13 protein-coding genes are annotated in these 14,955 nt (G+C 40.9%); 7 read left to right on the forward strand and 6 right to left on the reverse strand.

Annotated elements, in window-relative coordinates; translation table 11 throughout:
- Nucleotides 1-13 precede the first annotated feature (13 nt).
- Entirely contained in the window at nucleotides 14-1,090 is a 1,077-nt protein-coding gene (hydE, locus tag HMPREF0106_RS18575) for a [FeFe] hydrogenase H-cluster radical SAM maturase HydE (protein WP_009039280.1), read from the reverse strand.
- The gene (locus tag HMPREF0106_RS18570; protein ID WP_009039281.1) at nucleotides 1,071-2,540 is read right to left on the reverse strand and encodes a 4Fe-4S dicluster domain-containing protein; all 1,470 of its coding nucleotides are present in this window, start codon (nucleotides 2,538-2,540) and stop codon (nucleotides 1,071-1,073) included. The genes hydE and HMPREF0106_RS18570 overlap by 20 nt, the downstream gene beginning before the upstream one ends.
- A 147-nt stretch (nucleotides 2,541-2,687) precedes the next feature.
- On the opposite strand from HMPREF0106_RS18570, the gene HMPREF0106_RS27370 reads away from it, so the two are divergent.
- The 3 genes from HMPREF0106_RS27370 to HMPREF0106_RS18560 all read left to right on the forward strand — a co-directional run bounded on the left by HMPREF0106_RS27370 (nucleotide 2,688) and on the right by HMPREF0106_RS18560 (nucleotide 4,247).
- Nucleotides 2,688-2,861, forward strand: a complete 174-nt coding sequence (locus HMPREF0106_RS27370) for a hypothetical protein (RefSeq protein ID WP_008015767.1) — start codon at nucleotides 2,688-2,690, stop codon at nucleotides 2,859-2,861.
- 70 nt (nucleotides 2,862-2,931) lie between these two features.
- Nucleotides 2,932-3,480 carry an NUDIX hydrolase gene (locus HMPREF0106_RS18565; RefSeq protein ID WP_004314010.1) on the forward strand — a complete coding sequence of 183 codons (549 nt, stop codon included), beginning with the start codon at nucleotides 2,932-2,934 and terminating at the stop codon, nucleotides 3,478-3,480.
- Between the two features lie 59 nt (nucleotides 3,481-3,539).
- Nucleotides 3,540-4,247, forward strand: a complete 708-nt coding sequence (locus HMPREF0106_RS18560; protein ID WP_009039282.1) for a DUF5039 family protein — start codon at nucleotides 3,540-3,542, stop codon at nucleotides 4,245-4,247.
- Nucleotides 4,248-4,657: 410 nt separating this feature from the next.
- Here the strand turns inward: HMPREF0106_RS18560 and HMPREF0106_RS18555 are convergent, their stop codons facing one another.
- Nucleotides 4,658-5,707, reverse strand: coding sequence for a L,D-transpeptidase (locus HMPREF0106_RS18555; protein ID WP_008025885.1), 1,050 nt, complete (start codon nucleotides 5,705-5,707; stop codon nucleotides 4,658-4,660).
- A gap of 244 nt (nucleotides 5,708-5,951) precedes the next feature.
- On the opposite strand from HMPREF0106_RS18555, the gene HMPREF0106_RS18550 reads away from it, so the two are divergent.
- The 4 genes from HMPREF0106_RS18550 to HMPREF0106_RS18535 all read left to right on the forward strand — a co-directional run bounded on the left by HMPREF0106_RS18550 (nucleotide 5,952) and on the right by HMPREF0106_RS18535 (nucleotide 12,235).
- Nucleotides 5,952-6,224: a co-chaperone GroES gene (locus HMPREF0106_RS18550; RefSeq protein ID WP_004314007.1), complete on the forward strand. Its 273-nt coding sequence runs from the start codon at nucleotides 5,952-5,954 to the stop codon at nucleotides 6,222-6,224.
- A 43-nt stretch (nucleotides 6,225-6,267) separates the two neighbouring features.
- On the forward strand, nucleotides 6,268-7,905 hold the full coding sequence (groL, locus tag HMPREF0106_RS18545) for a chaperonin GroEL (RefSeq protein WP_004314006.1): 1,638 nt from the start codon (nucleotides 6,268-6,270) through the stop codon (nucleotides 7,903-7,905).
- Between the two features lie 161 nt (nucleotides 7,906-8,066).
- Nucleotides 8,067-9,005, forward strand: a complete 939-nt coding sequence (locus HMPREF0106_RS18540; protein ID WP_008025888.1) for a tyrosine-type recombinase/integrase — start codon at nucleotides 8,067-8,069, stop codon at nucleotides 9,003-9,005.
- A 374-nt stretch (nucleotides 9,006-9,379) separates the two neighbouring features.
- Nucleotides 9,380-12,235, forward strand: a complete 2,856-nt coding sequence (locus HMPREF0106_RS18535) for a PL29 family lyase N-terminal domain-containing protein (protein ID WP_032851076.1) — start codon at nucleotides 9,380-9,382, stop codon at nucleotides 12,233-12,235.
- Nucleotides 12,236-12,521: 286 nt separating this feature from the next.
- Here HMPREF0106_RS18535 and HMPREF0106_RS18530 read toward each other — a convergent pair whose 3' ends face one another.
- From HMPREF0106_RS18530 to HMPREF0106_RS18520, 3 genes are read right to left on the reverse strand one after another with little or no spacing between them, the layout of a single operon-like run.
- Entirely contained in the window at nucleotides 12,522-13,019 is a 498-nt protein-coding gene (locus HMPREF0106_RS18530) for a GDYXXLXY domain-containing protein (protein ID WP_004314003.1), read from the reverse strand.
- Entirely contained in the window at nucleotides 13,006-13,980 is a 975-nt protein-coding gene (locus HMPREF0106_RS18525; protein WP_009039284.1) for a DUF4401 domain-containing protein, read from the reverse strand. The genes HMPREF0106_RS18530 and HMPREF0106_RS18525 overlap by 14 nt, the downstream gene beginning before the upstream one ends.
- Nucleotides 13,964-14,881, reverse strand: a complete 918-nt coding sequence (locus tag HMPREF0106_RS18520; protein ID WP_009039285.1) for a DUF2157 domain-containing protein — start codon at nucleotides 14,879-14,881, stop codon at nucleotides 13,964-13,966. Before HMPREF0106_RS18520 ends, HMPREF0106_RS18525 begins: the two co-directional genes overlap by 17 nt.
- Nucleotides 14,882-14,955 lie beyond the last annotated feature (74 nt).

The raw sequence follows: 14,955 nt of genomic DNA on the forward strand, positions 1-14,955 counted from the left end.
CACAGATTAAAATTTAATTTGAAATAAATCTGTGTGAATCCGTGTAATTTGTGGTGCGCTTAAAGTCGCCTCTTTCGGTAGATATCTCATAGCCGATGGCATTCAACTGCTTTTGTAAGGTAGCCAGTCCTTCGGCGGATTCCGCTCCGAGTGAAGCTTTGTCATTGTATAATTCATATTTTTTCCGTTCCTCCCGGGGAGACAGGTTGGGCATAACCACATTTGCACCTGCCAATATACCCCGCTCCCTACCATCAGGAATAAGAGTGGCGAGAGCCGTTGTTGCCGGAATCAATGTGGATGGATGCATCAAACGGAAGATCGATAATAAAAGAATCGTCCGTTCCACCGTTCCGCTGGGATATTGGGCAAAAGGCGTATCATGATGGGGTAGAAAAGGACCGATGCCAATCATTTCCGGCTGTAGCTTTTCAATGAACAAGATATCCTCGATGATATGTTCTACTGTTTGCCCTGGGCTGCCGACCATAATTCCGGTTCCTGTCTGATAGCCGATGTCTTTTAAATCCGCTAAACATTGCAGGCGCTGTTTGCCGGACATTTCTGCCGGATGCAGTTGCCGGTAATGCGACTCATTATATGTTTCGTGACGTAACAGATAACGGTTGGCTCCGGCACGGAAGAAACGTTCGTATGCATCACGCGACTTTTCTCCGAGCGACAGTGTAATGGCACAATCTGGATAATTCTGCCTGATACGGGCAACAGTCATTTCTATCCGATCGTCTGTTAGTGCGGGATCTTCTCCTCCTTGCAGCACGAAAGTGCGGAAACCTAATTTATATCCTTGCCGGCAACAATCCAGTATACTTTCCAGGTTCAATCGGTAACGTTCGATATTGGGATTTCCTTTTCGGATACCACAGTAATAACAGTTGTTCCGGCAGCAATTGCTGACTTCAATCAGTCCACGGATATAAATCTTATTTCCGAAGTGGCGGAGAGCAACTTCCTGCGCCTGTTTATTGATGTAACGCAGGGTTTCTGCGTCACATCCGGTCAACAGTTGCCGGAGCTCTTCCGGGCTAAGTGTTCTTTCCTGCCGTAGTTTATCGATCCATTGTTTCATAGCTCTCTTTTCGTTTGAGCAGCTCTTGTGCCAATTGGCGACGTCCCGAAACAATATCATTATGCGTACTTGGTCCGGTGATACATCCACCTTCGCATGCCATTACTTCAATAAACTGCCCCGCAGCCTTTCCTGTCTTGGCGCAGGCACGCAACAGAGCGATATTCTTTTTATTGATGTCCGACACTTGTATTGCATTGATTTTATCCGCTTCTTCTTTCAGATAAGCTTTGACAGCTCCCATCACACCACCTGCCTGTGCAAATCCATGTGCTTCGCGAACAGACGTATGTAATACAGAGAACTCCTGTACCTGTTCCAGTTCAATACCCAGTCCGTCGAGAATCGAACCGATTTCTTCAAACGTCAGAATATAATCCACTGCTTCGTCGCGACGTACTTCTTTGCGTTTAGCCACACAAGGGCCGACAAACACAACCTTAGCATCCGGATGCTTCTCTTTGGCAATCCGTGCGGTGTAGTACATCGGTGATCCGGTGGTAGAAACGTAAGGTTTCATATCCGGAATATGTTTCTCAACCAGTTCGATATAAGAAGGGCAACAGGAAGTAGTCATAAATTTCTGTCCCTCTTCCAATTTCTCCAGTAATTCGTGTGCTTCATTGCTGGTGGTTGCCATAGCACCTTCGGCCACTTCGATCACATCCGTAAATCCTATTTCTTTGAAAGCACCGTACACTTGTCCGATAGAAGTCTTAAACTGTCCCAGAATAGACGGAGCAACGATGGCAACCATCTTTTCTCCTTTACGGATGCGTTGCAATACATCGAATGTTTGCGAGATTTCGAAGATAGCACCGAACGGACAAGCATTCATGCATTTTCCGCAGTAGATACACTTGCTCTCATCAATGTGTTCTATGCCGTGTTCATCTTTGCTGATAGCTTTTACCGGGCAAGCCTCTTCACAAGGCACGGGAATATATACAATAGCGTGATAAGGACAACTCTTGTGACAAATACCGCAACTGACACATGTGTCATGGTCAATCATTGCCTGACCGTTTTTCTTGAAACGTATCGCATCTTTGGGGCAATTCATGTAACAGCTACGTGCCACGCATCCGCGACAAAGGTTGGTTATTTCATAATTGATCTGTACACAGGAAGAACAGGCCTCGTCGATGACGCACATGATATTTTCCTTGTCCGGTTCGGGGCGGCTCAATGCCAATAGCGCATATTCGGAAAGCGGGGTAACTTCGTCGTGTTCGTCTGTCATATCCAGTCCCATCAGAGGAAAAGTCTTGTACCTCCACACTGCGCGTTCTTTATGTACGCAACACCGTCCTAGGGGTTTTGATTTTCGTGGACTCAATTCAATCGGGAGCCGGTCTATCTTTTCCACTAATTCGTCGTTTTTCCAGAGTTTAACGAGGTCTGCCAGCAATTTATGCCGGACAATCATAATATTATTCGTAAATGCCATATTGCAATAAAAAGGTTGTTAGTTAGTTGGTGCAAAGATACGAACAGAATTTCAATATTTAAGTTTTTTGAAACATTCTTGTAACTTTTTTGTAGCCCTCGCGTGTTATCTTTGTGGTGGACAAAAAAACTTAGAGGAGGCAGAGTTATGAATAGCAGTATTTTCGAGCAACGTAGTCGTTTTGCCATGATTGGCGCATTGATGGTTATTATCAGCCTGCTGTTTTTATTCTACATGGGAAGTTCTTTGGTAAGTTCTACCAAAAAATATCTGGAGCAGATACAAGGGATAGAGATCACTTGTATCGACACAGACGAATAAAAACAAGCAACCGAAAGGTAGGATAACCCGGGGGAAATTTGTATTTTTGCCGGAAGAAAAAACAGACCTTATGGAAGAAAAGAATAGAGCCTGGAAAACGGTGAGTAGTAAATATCTATTTCGCCGTCCGTGGCTGACTGTGCGTTGCGAAGATATGTTGCTTCCCAACGGTAACCATATCCCCGAATATTATATTCTTGAGTATCCCGACTGGGTAAATACGATTGCCATTACAAAAGATGGTAAATTTGTTTTTGTCCGCCAGTACCGTCCGGGAATTGAACGAACTTGTTATGAACTTTGTGCCGGTGTCTGTGAGAAGGAAGACGCTTCACCGTTAGTGTCCGCCCAACGTGAATTGTGGGAGGAAACAGGCTACGGAAAAGGAAACTGGCAGGAATATATGGTGATTTCCGCTAATCCGAGCACTCATACCAATCTGACTTATTGCTTTCTTGCTACAGACGTGGAACTGATAGACCATCAGCATCTGGAAGCTACTGAAGATATTAGTGTACATCTGCTTACATTGGAAGAGGTGAGAAGCCTGCTTGATAAGAACGAAATTATGCAGGCGCTGAATGCTGCTCCATTGTGGAAATATATAGCAAATCTGTAATATCGTTTGGAATTCTGTAGAGAAATAATAACTTTGGAGAAAATTTAAATTATCTAATTATGAAAACTATATTATGGAGTATTCTTTGTTTGGTTCTCTCCGGATGGGGAAGTATGCAAACGGTGTCAGCGCAGGACTTGCAAGAGATGGAAAAGAACTTGTCCGCTATCAATGAGGATTTGAATCAAAAGACAAAAGAATATAGTTGGCAGCTTGCGGCGGCTTATGCAGATTATTGTGAAGCAAACAATAAATATATAAGCTGGAACGACTTGCCTTATCTACAAACAGTTGTCGAATATGAACGGCCTGCTTCTTTGGAAACTTACCGACTGGCGCATAAAGCCAGTAAAGATGAATTGGATAAGTTTCTAAATACATATAAGGAATATAAGGATCTGACAAAGAAGCAGAAAGAAGCAGTAACCAAAGAGGAGAAGGATGCTGTATCGACTGCTTTTTCTGCATTCTGGAAGAAATTGAGAAGTGAAGAAAATCCTTATAAAGATTTGTATTATGCCGAACGGAAAGCGATCAGCAAATATCGGGCGGAAGCTTTGCGGTATGTGATTGCCCATTATAAAGAAAAGAAGCAGGAGATTCCGACTTCTTATATAAAATATGCTGAACGGTCTTATTTATTGCAGAAAGGTTCTGCTTTGGAGTTGTTGCAGAAAGAAATAAACGCATTGGAAAGTGTGCAGAGAGAACTTGTTCAGAATATAACAAGAGCAAGGTATGGGTTGGGTAAGACTGAAGATAAATAAAAGAGAGTTTCACACATAATTGATTAAGGTAATACGGGATGGAGAAATCCTTTTCTATACTGGGAGGTCTGGACTGAAAAGTTCAGACCTCTTTATCTTTCCCCTCAAGTACGTATAGAAAAGTTCTTTCCCCTCCTATGCAAACTTCTTTTGCATAGGGAGAAAACTAGTTTAGGGCATAAGGTAAACTATAACCGAAGGTTCTGATTATATAACTGGAAGTTTTGATTACATAACTGAAGCTTTCAGTTTTATAACCGGAACTTGCGGTTATAGTTTGAGGTAAGGGGAAAGTAACTTTTCCCCAAGAGAAAAGCAAGTTCTCACCTTATAGAAAAGAACTTTTCTAGTTATACTTTGGACGATAGGTAGTAGCGATTCGGGAATAGTGGTGTATGTTTGTTCAACGTTTATTCCAATACAAAAATAATAGTTTCATTTACAGGCGCCCAATCATAAATGAATTTGGCATGGGAAGTTGCATTTCGTACGCACATGTGCGAACGCGGTGTCGTTCCTAACGACGGACTATATTCTATCTGTGTCTTGCGGGGAGCATTGACCGGTACTCCGTGAATATAGGCTCCATCCGTGAAACGACTCGCATAAGGAGCATAACCTCCTGTCTCTTTCGAACCGTCTTTTAGAAATACCATCTTCGCTTTCTTTTCCTGTAATACAAACATTCCTAAAGGAGTTTCCTGTGCATACGGCGGCAGGTGACGTCCCGTAGTGGAAGGATTCATGCTACGAACCATCCATTGCCCTTCTCCGCTACGTTCGAGAGCAGCGATATTCTGATTGTGGCGGTCTACGAAAACAGCTTTGTTGAAAACAATCGTATCTCCGATTACTTTGACATACTTTTTAGGAATCATCCATTCATCTCCGGTAAACATTGGCTCTGCTGTTATGAATTTTTCCCCATCTTCGATAAAACGGGTTAGTTCTCCATCCTGCCCGTATCGTTCGGGCACTAATGTGTCGGTCAACAAATAAAGCGGAACGGATTGGTAACGTTCTATGCCGAGAGTATCCGCCACCCGTCCGTAAGCGTTTCTTTTGAAATTCTTCACAAGCGGTGCTTCTCCATTTCTATTTTTGTAATTCTGGAGAATTGCCCAAGTGGAAGGCTGCAACTGTATATTTTCAAGCAAAGCCAGCCGTTCTTTGATTTTGTCCCATTGAAATTGCCGGGTAGTGTCTTTATAAGGATAGGTGTCTTCCAATGTATATTGGTCATACAATAAATCTTTGGTGATTTGTATCTGTTCTGCTGTGAGTTTCTTTTCAACAGGTTTAACCTCGGGTTGAGTTATTGTATCTTGCGACAGCGAATCTGTCTGTTGTTGTTCATGTACAGGAGAAATCTCCCCTGTACGCGAAGTGCAGGAGTAGAAGACGCAAGAGGCAATGATGAGGCCGGATGCTATTCTATTCATATTATTTATACAGTGCATTTGATGGTTCGTTTACGAATATACATCATTATAAGGAATAATCCTTTTGTTTTGTTTAAAAAGTAGGTGACAAATATACTTTTTTGCCATACAGTGCAAGTTGTCAGTCATTTTGTCAGTCTATTTCTGACAAAGAATCATTTATTTACTTTGGCACGCTTTTCGCAATAACTTTAGCGTTCCGCCTGAAAGACGGTGGATAACATCTACAATTAAATGTATAACTAAAATATAACAAGTAACTATGAACATTAAACCATTAGCAGACAGAGTGCTTATCCTCCCTGCACCTGCAGAAGAAAAAACAATTGGTGGTATCATTATTCCTGATACAGCAAAAGAAAAACCTTTGAAGGGTGAAGTTGTGGCAGTAGGTCACGGTACGAAAGATGAAGAGATGGTATTGAAAGTAGGCGATACAGTTCTTTATGGTAAATATGCCGGAACAGAACTTGACGTTGAAGGTACTAAATATCTTATCATGCGTCAGAGCGATGTTCTCGCTGTTTTGGGTTAATTAATAATAGTAAATAGTAAATCTTTAAATAGTAAATAAAGAGATGGCAAAAGAAATATTATTCAATATCGATGCCCGTGACCAATTGAAAAAAGGTGTCGATGCTTTGGCAAATGCAGTAAAAGTAACTCTGGGCCCGAAAGGACGTAACGTTATCATTGAGAAGAAATTCGGTGCTCCGCACATCACAAAAGACGGTGTGACAGTAGCAAAAGAAATCGAATTGGCAGATGCTTACCAGAATACTGGTGCACAGCTGGTAAAAGAAGTTGCTTCTAAGACAGGTGACGATGCCGGTGACGGTACAACTACTGCAACCGTTCTTGCACAAGCTATCGTAGCTGAAGGTTTGAAGAACGTAACTGCCGGTGCTAGCCCGATGGATATCAAACGTGGTATCGACAAGGCTGTTGCCAAAGTGGTAGAATCAATCAAGGATCAGGCTGAAACTGTAGGTGACAACTATGACAAGATCGAACAAGTTGCAACCGTATCTGCAAACAACGACCCGGTAATCGGTAAATTGATTGCTGACGCTATGCGTAAAGTTTCTAAAGACGGTGTAATCACTATCGAAGAAGCAAAAGGTACAGACACTACTATCGGTGTAGTAGAAGGTATGCAGTTCGATCGTGGTTATTTGTCAGCTTACTTCGTGACAAATACAGAAAAAATGGAATGTGAGATGGAGAAACCTTACATCCTGATCTATGACAAGAAGATTTCTAACCTGAAAGATTTCTTGCCTATCCTCGAACCGGCTGTACAAACAGGTCGTCCTCTGTTAGTAATTGCAGAAGATGTAGATAGCGAAGCGTTGACTACATTGGTAGTAAACCGTCTGCGTTCTCAATTGAAGATCTGTGCTGTGAAGGCTCCGGGCTTCGGCGATCGTCGTAAAGAAATGTTGGAAGATATCGCTATCCTGACAGGTGGTGTTGTTATCAGCGAAGAAAAAGGTTTGAAACTGGAACAAGCTACTATCGAAATGTTGGGTACTGCTGACAAAGTTACAGTTACTAAAGACTATACAACTGTTGTAAACGGTGCAGGTAACAAAGATAGCATCAAAGAACGTTGCGAACAGATCAAAGCACAAATCGTGGCAACTAAGTCTGACTATGACCGCGAGAAATTGCAGGAACGTCTGGCTAAATTGTCAGGTGGTGTAGCTGTTCTCTATGTAGGTGCTGCTTCAGAAGTGGAAATGAAAGAAAAGAAAGACCGTGTAGATGATGCTTTGCGTGCAACTCGTGCTGCAATTGAAGAAGGTATCATCCCGGGTGGTGGCGTAGCTTATATCCGTGCAATTGATGCTATTGACGGCATGAAGGGTGACAATGCTGACGAAACAACCGGTGTTGAAATCATCAAACGTGCTATCGAAGAACCACTTCGTCAGATCGTTGCTAACGCTGGTAAAGAAGGTGCGGTAGTTGTTCAGAAAGTACGTGAAGGCAAGGGTGACTTTGGTTACAACGCTCGTCTGGACATTTACGAAAACTTGCATGCTGCCGGTGTAGTAGACCCTGCTAAGGTTGCTCGTGTAGCTTTGGAAAATGCAGCTTCTATCGCTGGTATGTTCCTGACTACTGAATGTGTAATTGTAGAAAAGAAGGAAGATAAGCCCGAAATGCCGATGGGCGCTCCCGGAATGGGAGGCATGGGCGGAATGATGTAATTCCAGCTTTCGCTTAAGAATATATAAAGAAGATAAGAACCACTTTCCCTAATAAGGGAAGGTGGTTCTTTTTTTGCATTCCTGCAACATCTCTGCCTTCAATTTGTTCGATTGTTGGAATACCCTTATATTTATTGTCTAATTTATTAATAAATCGAGAGATGTTGAAAGTAGTAACATTTATGAAGCAAGTAGCCCGTGGGCTACAGATGGAGGGAAACTTTGGTACTGCCCATGTATACCGTAGCAGTCTCAATGCCATCATTGCTTATTGTGGGAAAGAGGATTTCACCTTCTATGAGGTGAGTCCGGAGTGGTTAAAAGGGTTCGAAGTGCATCTTCGTAGTCGTGGATGTAGTTGGAATACCGTCTCCACTTATTTGCGCACGTTTCGTGCAGTTTATAATCGTGCTGTCGATCTTCGTAAGGCACCTTATGTTCCTCACTTGTTCCGTTCTGTTTATACAGGTACTCGTGCCGATCATAAACGTGCGTTAGGTGAGGAGGATATAAAGAAAGTATTTGCCAGGTTATCACAGGCTTTTGTCGGTTCTCCGTCATTACGCAAGGCACAGGAATTATTTATCCTTATGTTTTTATTGCGCGGTTTGCCTTTTGTCGATCTCGCCTATTTGCGTAAAAGTGATTTACGTGACAATGTGATTACATATCGCAGACGTAAGACAGGCCGCACCTTGTCGGTGACTCTAACTGCAGAAGCGATGATTCTGGTAAAGAGATATATGAACCGTGACAGTTCTTCTCCTTATCTGTTTTCTTTGTTAAAGAGTCGTGAAGGGACTCCGGAGGCTTATCGTGAATATCAGTTGGCATTGCGCACATTCAATCGTCAGTTGATGTTGCTGGGCGAATTACTGGGATTGGGTGATAGATTGAGCTCTTATACTGCACGTCACACTTGGGCTACGACAGCCTATTATTGTGAGATTCATCCGGGTATTATTTCCGAAGCAATGGGACACTCTTCCATCACTGTGACTGAAACGTATCTGAAGCCTTTCAGGAATAAGAAAATAGATGAAGCTAATAGACAGGTCGTTGAGTTTGTGAAGCGTACTATTAGTGGATTAATCGCTTGATAAATAGTCTGTTACTTTGTAGGTAACGGGAATAAATACCGGTGCAAATATGAGCATATTTCTTAAAACAACCAAACGAAATCATACATTTTTTCTAATAAACCACTCAAAAAAGGAATAGGACAGATAAAACACGCGGATTCTTTGTATTAGGGCTTTGTTAACTTCTAAATTTTGCACAAGATTTCCCCTCCCCGCTACTTGCTTTCAAAAGCAGGGGTAAAAATGTTTCGTAGCATATCGTATCGTTTTTCAGTATTGACTACTCCCGAAGAGCAGGACAAAGGTTCTTCCGTTACCTACAAAGTAACGGGCATGCTATTATTGAAACTTAGTGTTTAATAATATATTATTAATGTAATTTTTAAGTAGTTATGAAAAGAAAATTTGTAAAAGTGATGTTCTTCGGGGCGCTGGCACTTTCTACTGTCACCTATGTAGGCTGTAAAGACTACGATGATGACATTGACAATCTGCAAACACAGATTGATGCTAATAAGGCTAGCATCGCTGATCTGCAGAAATTTGTAGATGCTGGTAATTGGGTGAAGAGTGTAGAACCTGTTACTGGTGGATTCAAGGTAACATTTAACGATGGAAAATCTTATAGTATCATAAATGGTGCTAAAGGTGATAAGGGTGACAAGGGTGATACAGGTGCTCCGGGAGTAGCTGGTGGACAGGGAACTCCGGGATCGAAAGTGACTATTGATCCGGAGACCGGAGAATGGTTGATTGATAAAAAAGGTACCGGATGGTATGCAAAAGCCACAGACGGACATTCACCTTACATCGCGGATGGAACTAATGGTGATAAAGGCTATTGGTATTTTTGGGATGATAAGGCTAATGATGGAAAGGGCGGTTTCGTAAAAGGAGATAAAGCACAAGGCGACCGCGGCGAAGTCACGGAAGGAACAAATGGCAAGTCTCCTTATATTGAAGATGGATACTGGTATTATTATGATGATGCCGCCGGCAAATTTGTAAAAGGTTCTCAGGCTGCAGGTACAGACGGAGTATCTCCTTTCATTGACGAAGATGGTTATTGGTGTTATTGGGATATCAATGCTGTAAATGAAGATGGAACTAAGGGCAAATTAGTACGTGGAGATTATGCCCAAACAAGTGTATATGTTGTTGAAGCAGCGGACAGACCAGCATGGGAACTTCATGTCGGTGCACTCAATGAAGATGGAACTTATACTGATAAAACTATTATATTGCCAACAGCTGATAAATTGTCAAGCATGACTGTTGTGTCAATTGCTGATGGAAAAATTAGTGAAGGTATGAGTGAGGTAACAATGTATTATGGTATATTGGCTAAAGGTACTACTGTTAAGTTCCATAATGTAACTTATGGTTCTACAGAAAAAGCTACTACTTTAGTTGGTGCAAATAGCTCTGTAATGCATGCATTAATCAATCCGGTTAGTGTTGACTTCTCTGAATATCCTGTTGAATTGATTAATTCTCATGGGGAGGTTTGTTATACAGTTCTATCAAAAGAAAAGAATCTTTCTGAAAATCCTTTAACCACCCGTGCGGATGGCGAAAAGAAATGGAATCAGGGAATTTATGATCTTACAGTTTCTTTGATTGCTGATAAAGCAGCCGATAATAACTTGAATAATAAAGCGATAGCTTATGCTTTACGTGCTAAAGATGCTTGGGGAAATAACATCATATCAAATTATGATGTGAAGGTTATTGCTAAAAATGAGGCTTTGGATATTACTAATAAAGAAGTAGATGTGGTTTATACATCATCTGCAAAACTTGATGAATTGTTTGCTGCTGAATTGTCCAAAGTTGCAGCTCATTATTATTCTATTGAAAAAGCTGATTTGGAAGCTATTGGTGCTGTATTTGACGAAGCTACAAATACTATTTCCTCACCTACAAAACAAGGTACTATTGAAGTGAAAGTTAATTACTTGAAAACAGACGGTACAAAAGTTGAAGGAGGTAATGCTAAAACCTTTACAGTGAACTTTACTTATGACACGGGTGCTGATATTACTATCGCTGATGCTGTTGTTTGGAATCTGACTAAGGGTGCAGATGCCACAGATCCTTCAAATAATACCTCTGATCTTGTTGTTAACTCAACCGATGATTTATTCGCTATTCTGAACAAAGAGTTTACTGGCAAGAAGAAACCTACTGTAAGATTGAAGAGCATTGGATTTGCTGCTGGAGATAAGATTTCTGTTAATGGCAATGAGTATGCTTATGAAAGTGGTTCTATTGATCTTGTTGGTGCGCAACCTGTTACTATAACAGATAATAAAGGTAAAGTTACAGGATATAAGATTGCCTTCCAATTTAATCCGACTATGGTTGCAGCTGTAATGCATAATGCTGTTTTGGAAATTATTAATCCGGACTATCAACCAACATTGGGAGATGAAGTAATTAAGAAGGTAAATGTGAAAGTGGAAGTTAAGAATGCAGGTATATTTGCATTTACACCGTTAAGTGCTTATTTCACAAGTTCTGAAACTGCTATTGCTTATGGTACCCCTGGTAAATCTAATGCAGTTGTAAATCAAGACTTGTATGCACTCTTTGATGAAATGAGCGCTGAAGATAAGGGACATATATCTTTTGATGAGAAAGCTCCTAACTTTGGTACTGATGATAATCCGGAAATGGGTGCAAATTGGTTAGTTAACAAAACAAACTCTGTAATTGCAGTTCCGTTGTACAAATCAACTAAGAATGATGGTGTATATTCAACGCGTCGTATGACCATTGCATACCAGCCGTTTGGAAATAAACGTTTGGCTACAATTTCTAAAGAGTTTAACTTAACTGTAAGATCTGCAATCAAAGAAGGTTCACATCCTGATATTGCTGCTAGTAAAGCTAAAGTATTGTCAATAAAGGAATCTGAAAAATTATTCAAGATTAAACCTGCTGATTTTACTGTTAAAGATGTAAAAGACGTTGCCGTAACAATTGCTAAGACAAGTAGTAGAGATAGTAGAGTTACAGATGTTACTATAGAACTAAGTTCAGAGATTGCCAAATATGCTGAAATAGCCGGGGCAACTTCTACTCCCGTTGCGTTTGAAGGTGAATTAACTGTACAATTGAAAGCTACTACCCTATCCATTGCATCTAAAGTTGAAGGTTATGCCTTAGTGAAGATTACAGATACATGGGGAGCTGTTACAGAAGTTAAATGTCCGATAGTAATGAAAGCTGATGGAGCTAACTAAGTAACTATAAAAAGAAAACCCTTCTTCACCTTGTGTGAAGAATACGCCGAGAAGAAACAGAGTGAAGGATTTGGCTTGTGAAAGTCAATCCTTCCAATTCTGTTCTTCTTATAGAAAGGGATACCTCCCTTATTTCCCACAGGTATCCCTTTTCTTTATTTCATAATGTCTCCTTATTTGCACTAGAAACCAATTTGCTAGTCCCTTATTTCCCTATAGATTAAGGAGACGTTTTGAGAATATAGAAAACCCGGGCTTGCGAAAGTCCGGGTTTTCTTATTAGTCTTTATTTATCGGATTGAATAAGATGAAAGTCCTCATCATACAATCCCACGAGTAAGCTTTGCCCTTTATCATCTACTTTCAGTCCGCCATATACGGCTTTTTGATAAAGAGTATCCTGTCCTTCTTCAAAGAAGAAAGATTCGGCGCCGAGGAAGAGGCGTCTATTTATTATTTTATATCTGATGACTAGCTCATTGTCGTTTACAGGTTCCAACGTGTTTTGTAATCGTACAATTTCTCCTACCTGATTACTGTCCGTTCGGAGTATGGCATAACCGCGTGTGTCGGTTTGCTCATCTGGCAGATTTGATGAGGCTTCCTTGTAGTTAAGTCTCATATAGTCTCCTTGCATAAGAGAGCGGGGATCGACGGGGGCTAGCTGCAACAAAACCAACTGTCCGTCTTTCAAGGTTTGCTCTTTCTGATAAACCGACCAGTTGAAATACCCCAATAGCAGTATCAGGTTTACGATAATCAATATTCGGCTATACTTTTTCATGTCTTGTTCTTTTTTGAGTGAAGAAATACCAGGCTGTAATACATGCAATTCCGATGAAGAAAAGCGTTATGGATTTGGTAAGCAGGCTCAAATTCAAATCATAATAATATTTGGAAACAGCATAGATAAAGAGAAGGAGCGAGGCAGCACACTCCGCTTTGTAACCATAATGGAAACATATTAAAATCAGTAACAAACTACCGGATAAATAAGGAGCAAACACGGTAGGCAGACAGATAACAATACAAAGAATGTAGATACCAACCTGATTCACCGGATGATCCACTTTCATGACCTGCATGATTCGTTGAACCATGATAAGAATTCCGATCCATATACAAACAGACAGTATGCAGGACACAAGCCAACTATTTGTTTCTGATATCATGTAATTGATTGATAATCCTCCCAGTGAGACGATACCGGATACGAATAATCCGAAATGAAATGATTTGTATTTGGAAAGGTAATTCTCTGTTCCTATACACTCAAACAACTTGTTTTCAAAGATGTTGGTAAATAGAAATACTCCAAGGATAGGGACTACGGCTATTTGCAAGGGATAAAACGAAGAAAAGACATGGGCAGCTTCTCCGAAGAAAGATATATTAAACAGAATGACTGAAAGAAAGGGGAGAATAAATCCTCTTGATAATAAGAATGTGAGAATACTGATTCCCATAAGTGTAATGAAGAGGAGATTAATGCTGGCATTTATACCGAAGCCAATCAATACACATCCGGCTATGTATAAAGTGATGTTCATTGCATCCAGAAAAGACCGGACTACCATGCGGCTGATTGTTAGCGTAGTGAGAATTAATATACTTCCGGCAATCAAGCAAGAAATATCGGAGCGGAGGATTCTGGCAAGTGCCAGAAATCCCAAAAAGAAAATAGCCGTCAGGATTCCCCCGATAATGGATACGACTTGAATAGTGAGGTTATGCTTCTGTGCCATACCACTGCTTTTTTAGATGAAGAATGATGTAAATGAGCAAAGTTGTTCCGGTGATGACAATAACTCCTCCGTAGAAGAATATCTGAACATCCCTAAGATTGCTTTGTGATATGAATGTAGTCAATAGAATCATTAATGCGGCAAATGGGATGATAGCCAGATAGAACAAGCTTTTTACTTTCCATCCATACCAAAGTTCCGCAGAAAATAGAAGGACAGTGCTTATGAGGGGAACAGACAATATGGCGCTCTCTTCGCAGATTGCCATCATTAACAGAAAACTGGTGTGTAGAATAGTAGCCAGTGAAAGAAGACTGACAAACCAACGATTGTTTCTGTCCAAATGACCTTTTGTGCTCATCCATTCCGTGATGATCGTTGCCAAGGCGCATATCCAGGTTACTGCATTGGCCAACAAAGTCATTTCCCAAGAGTTGGTATTAGCTATCTGTATATTGTACAACCATATCGTAGTGCAAAGTAATCCGATGAACGTCAGCCACAACGGAGCGAAACGGGTAGCAACCGCCCAGAGAATGGTGAAAAGAGTCCATCCCAGAAAAAGATCGTAAGCATCGGCTCCCGTTTGGTAGATTTGTCCGAAGACAGCGAAAAGCGTACCTATCAGGAACGTAGCGCCGGTCAGAAGAATCTGTTTGACGAGCTTATTCCAACGGGTGAATGTAACGAGCAGGACAGAAGCTATTAATAACACCTCTACTATTCCTAACTTTGCAAATTTAGGTAATTCATCCCAGTTGTAGGCAAAAAAGAAGATAATGCCTGCCACTGTAAAACCAACGCCCACTGCCAATAAAAAAACAGAAAGGAATTGATTCCATTGTTTTTTATCAGCGTACAGTGCTTGTCGGGATAAAGGCGAAGAGTCGGTCTTTTCCATGTGTTTTTACTTTTTGATGATTACAAACATAAGAAAATAAAATGATTATCACCTCAAGATAGACTATAAAAAGG

The organism is Bacteroides sp. D22, from assembly GCF_000163675.1.
Taxonomy (GTDB): Bacteria; Bacteroidota; Bacteroidia; order Bacteroidales; family Bacteroidaceae; genus Bacteroides; species Bacteroides xylanisolvens.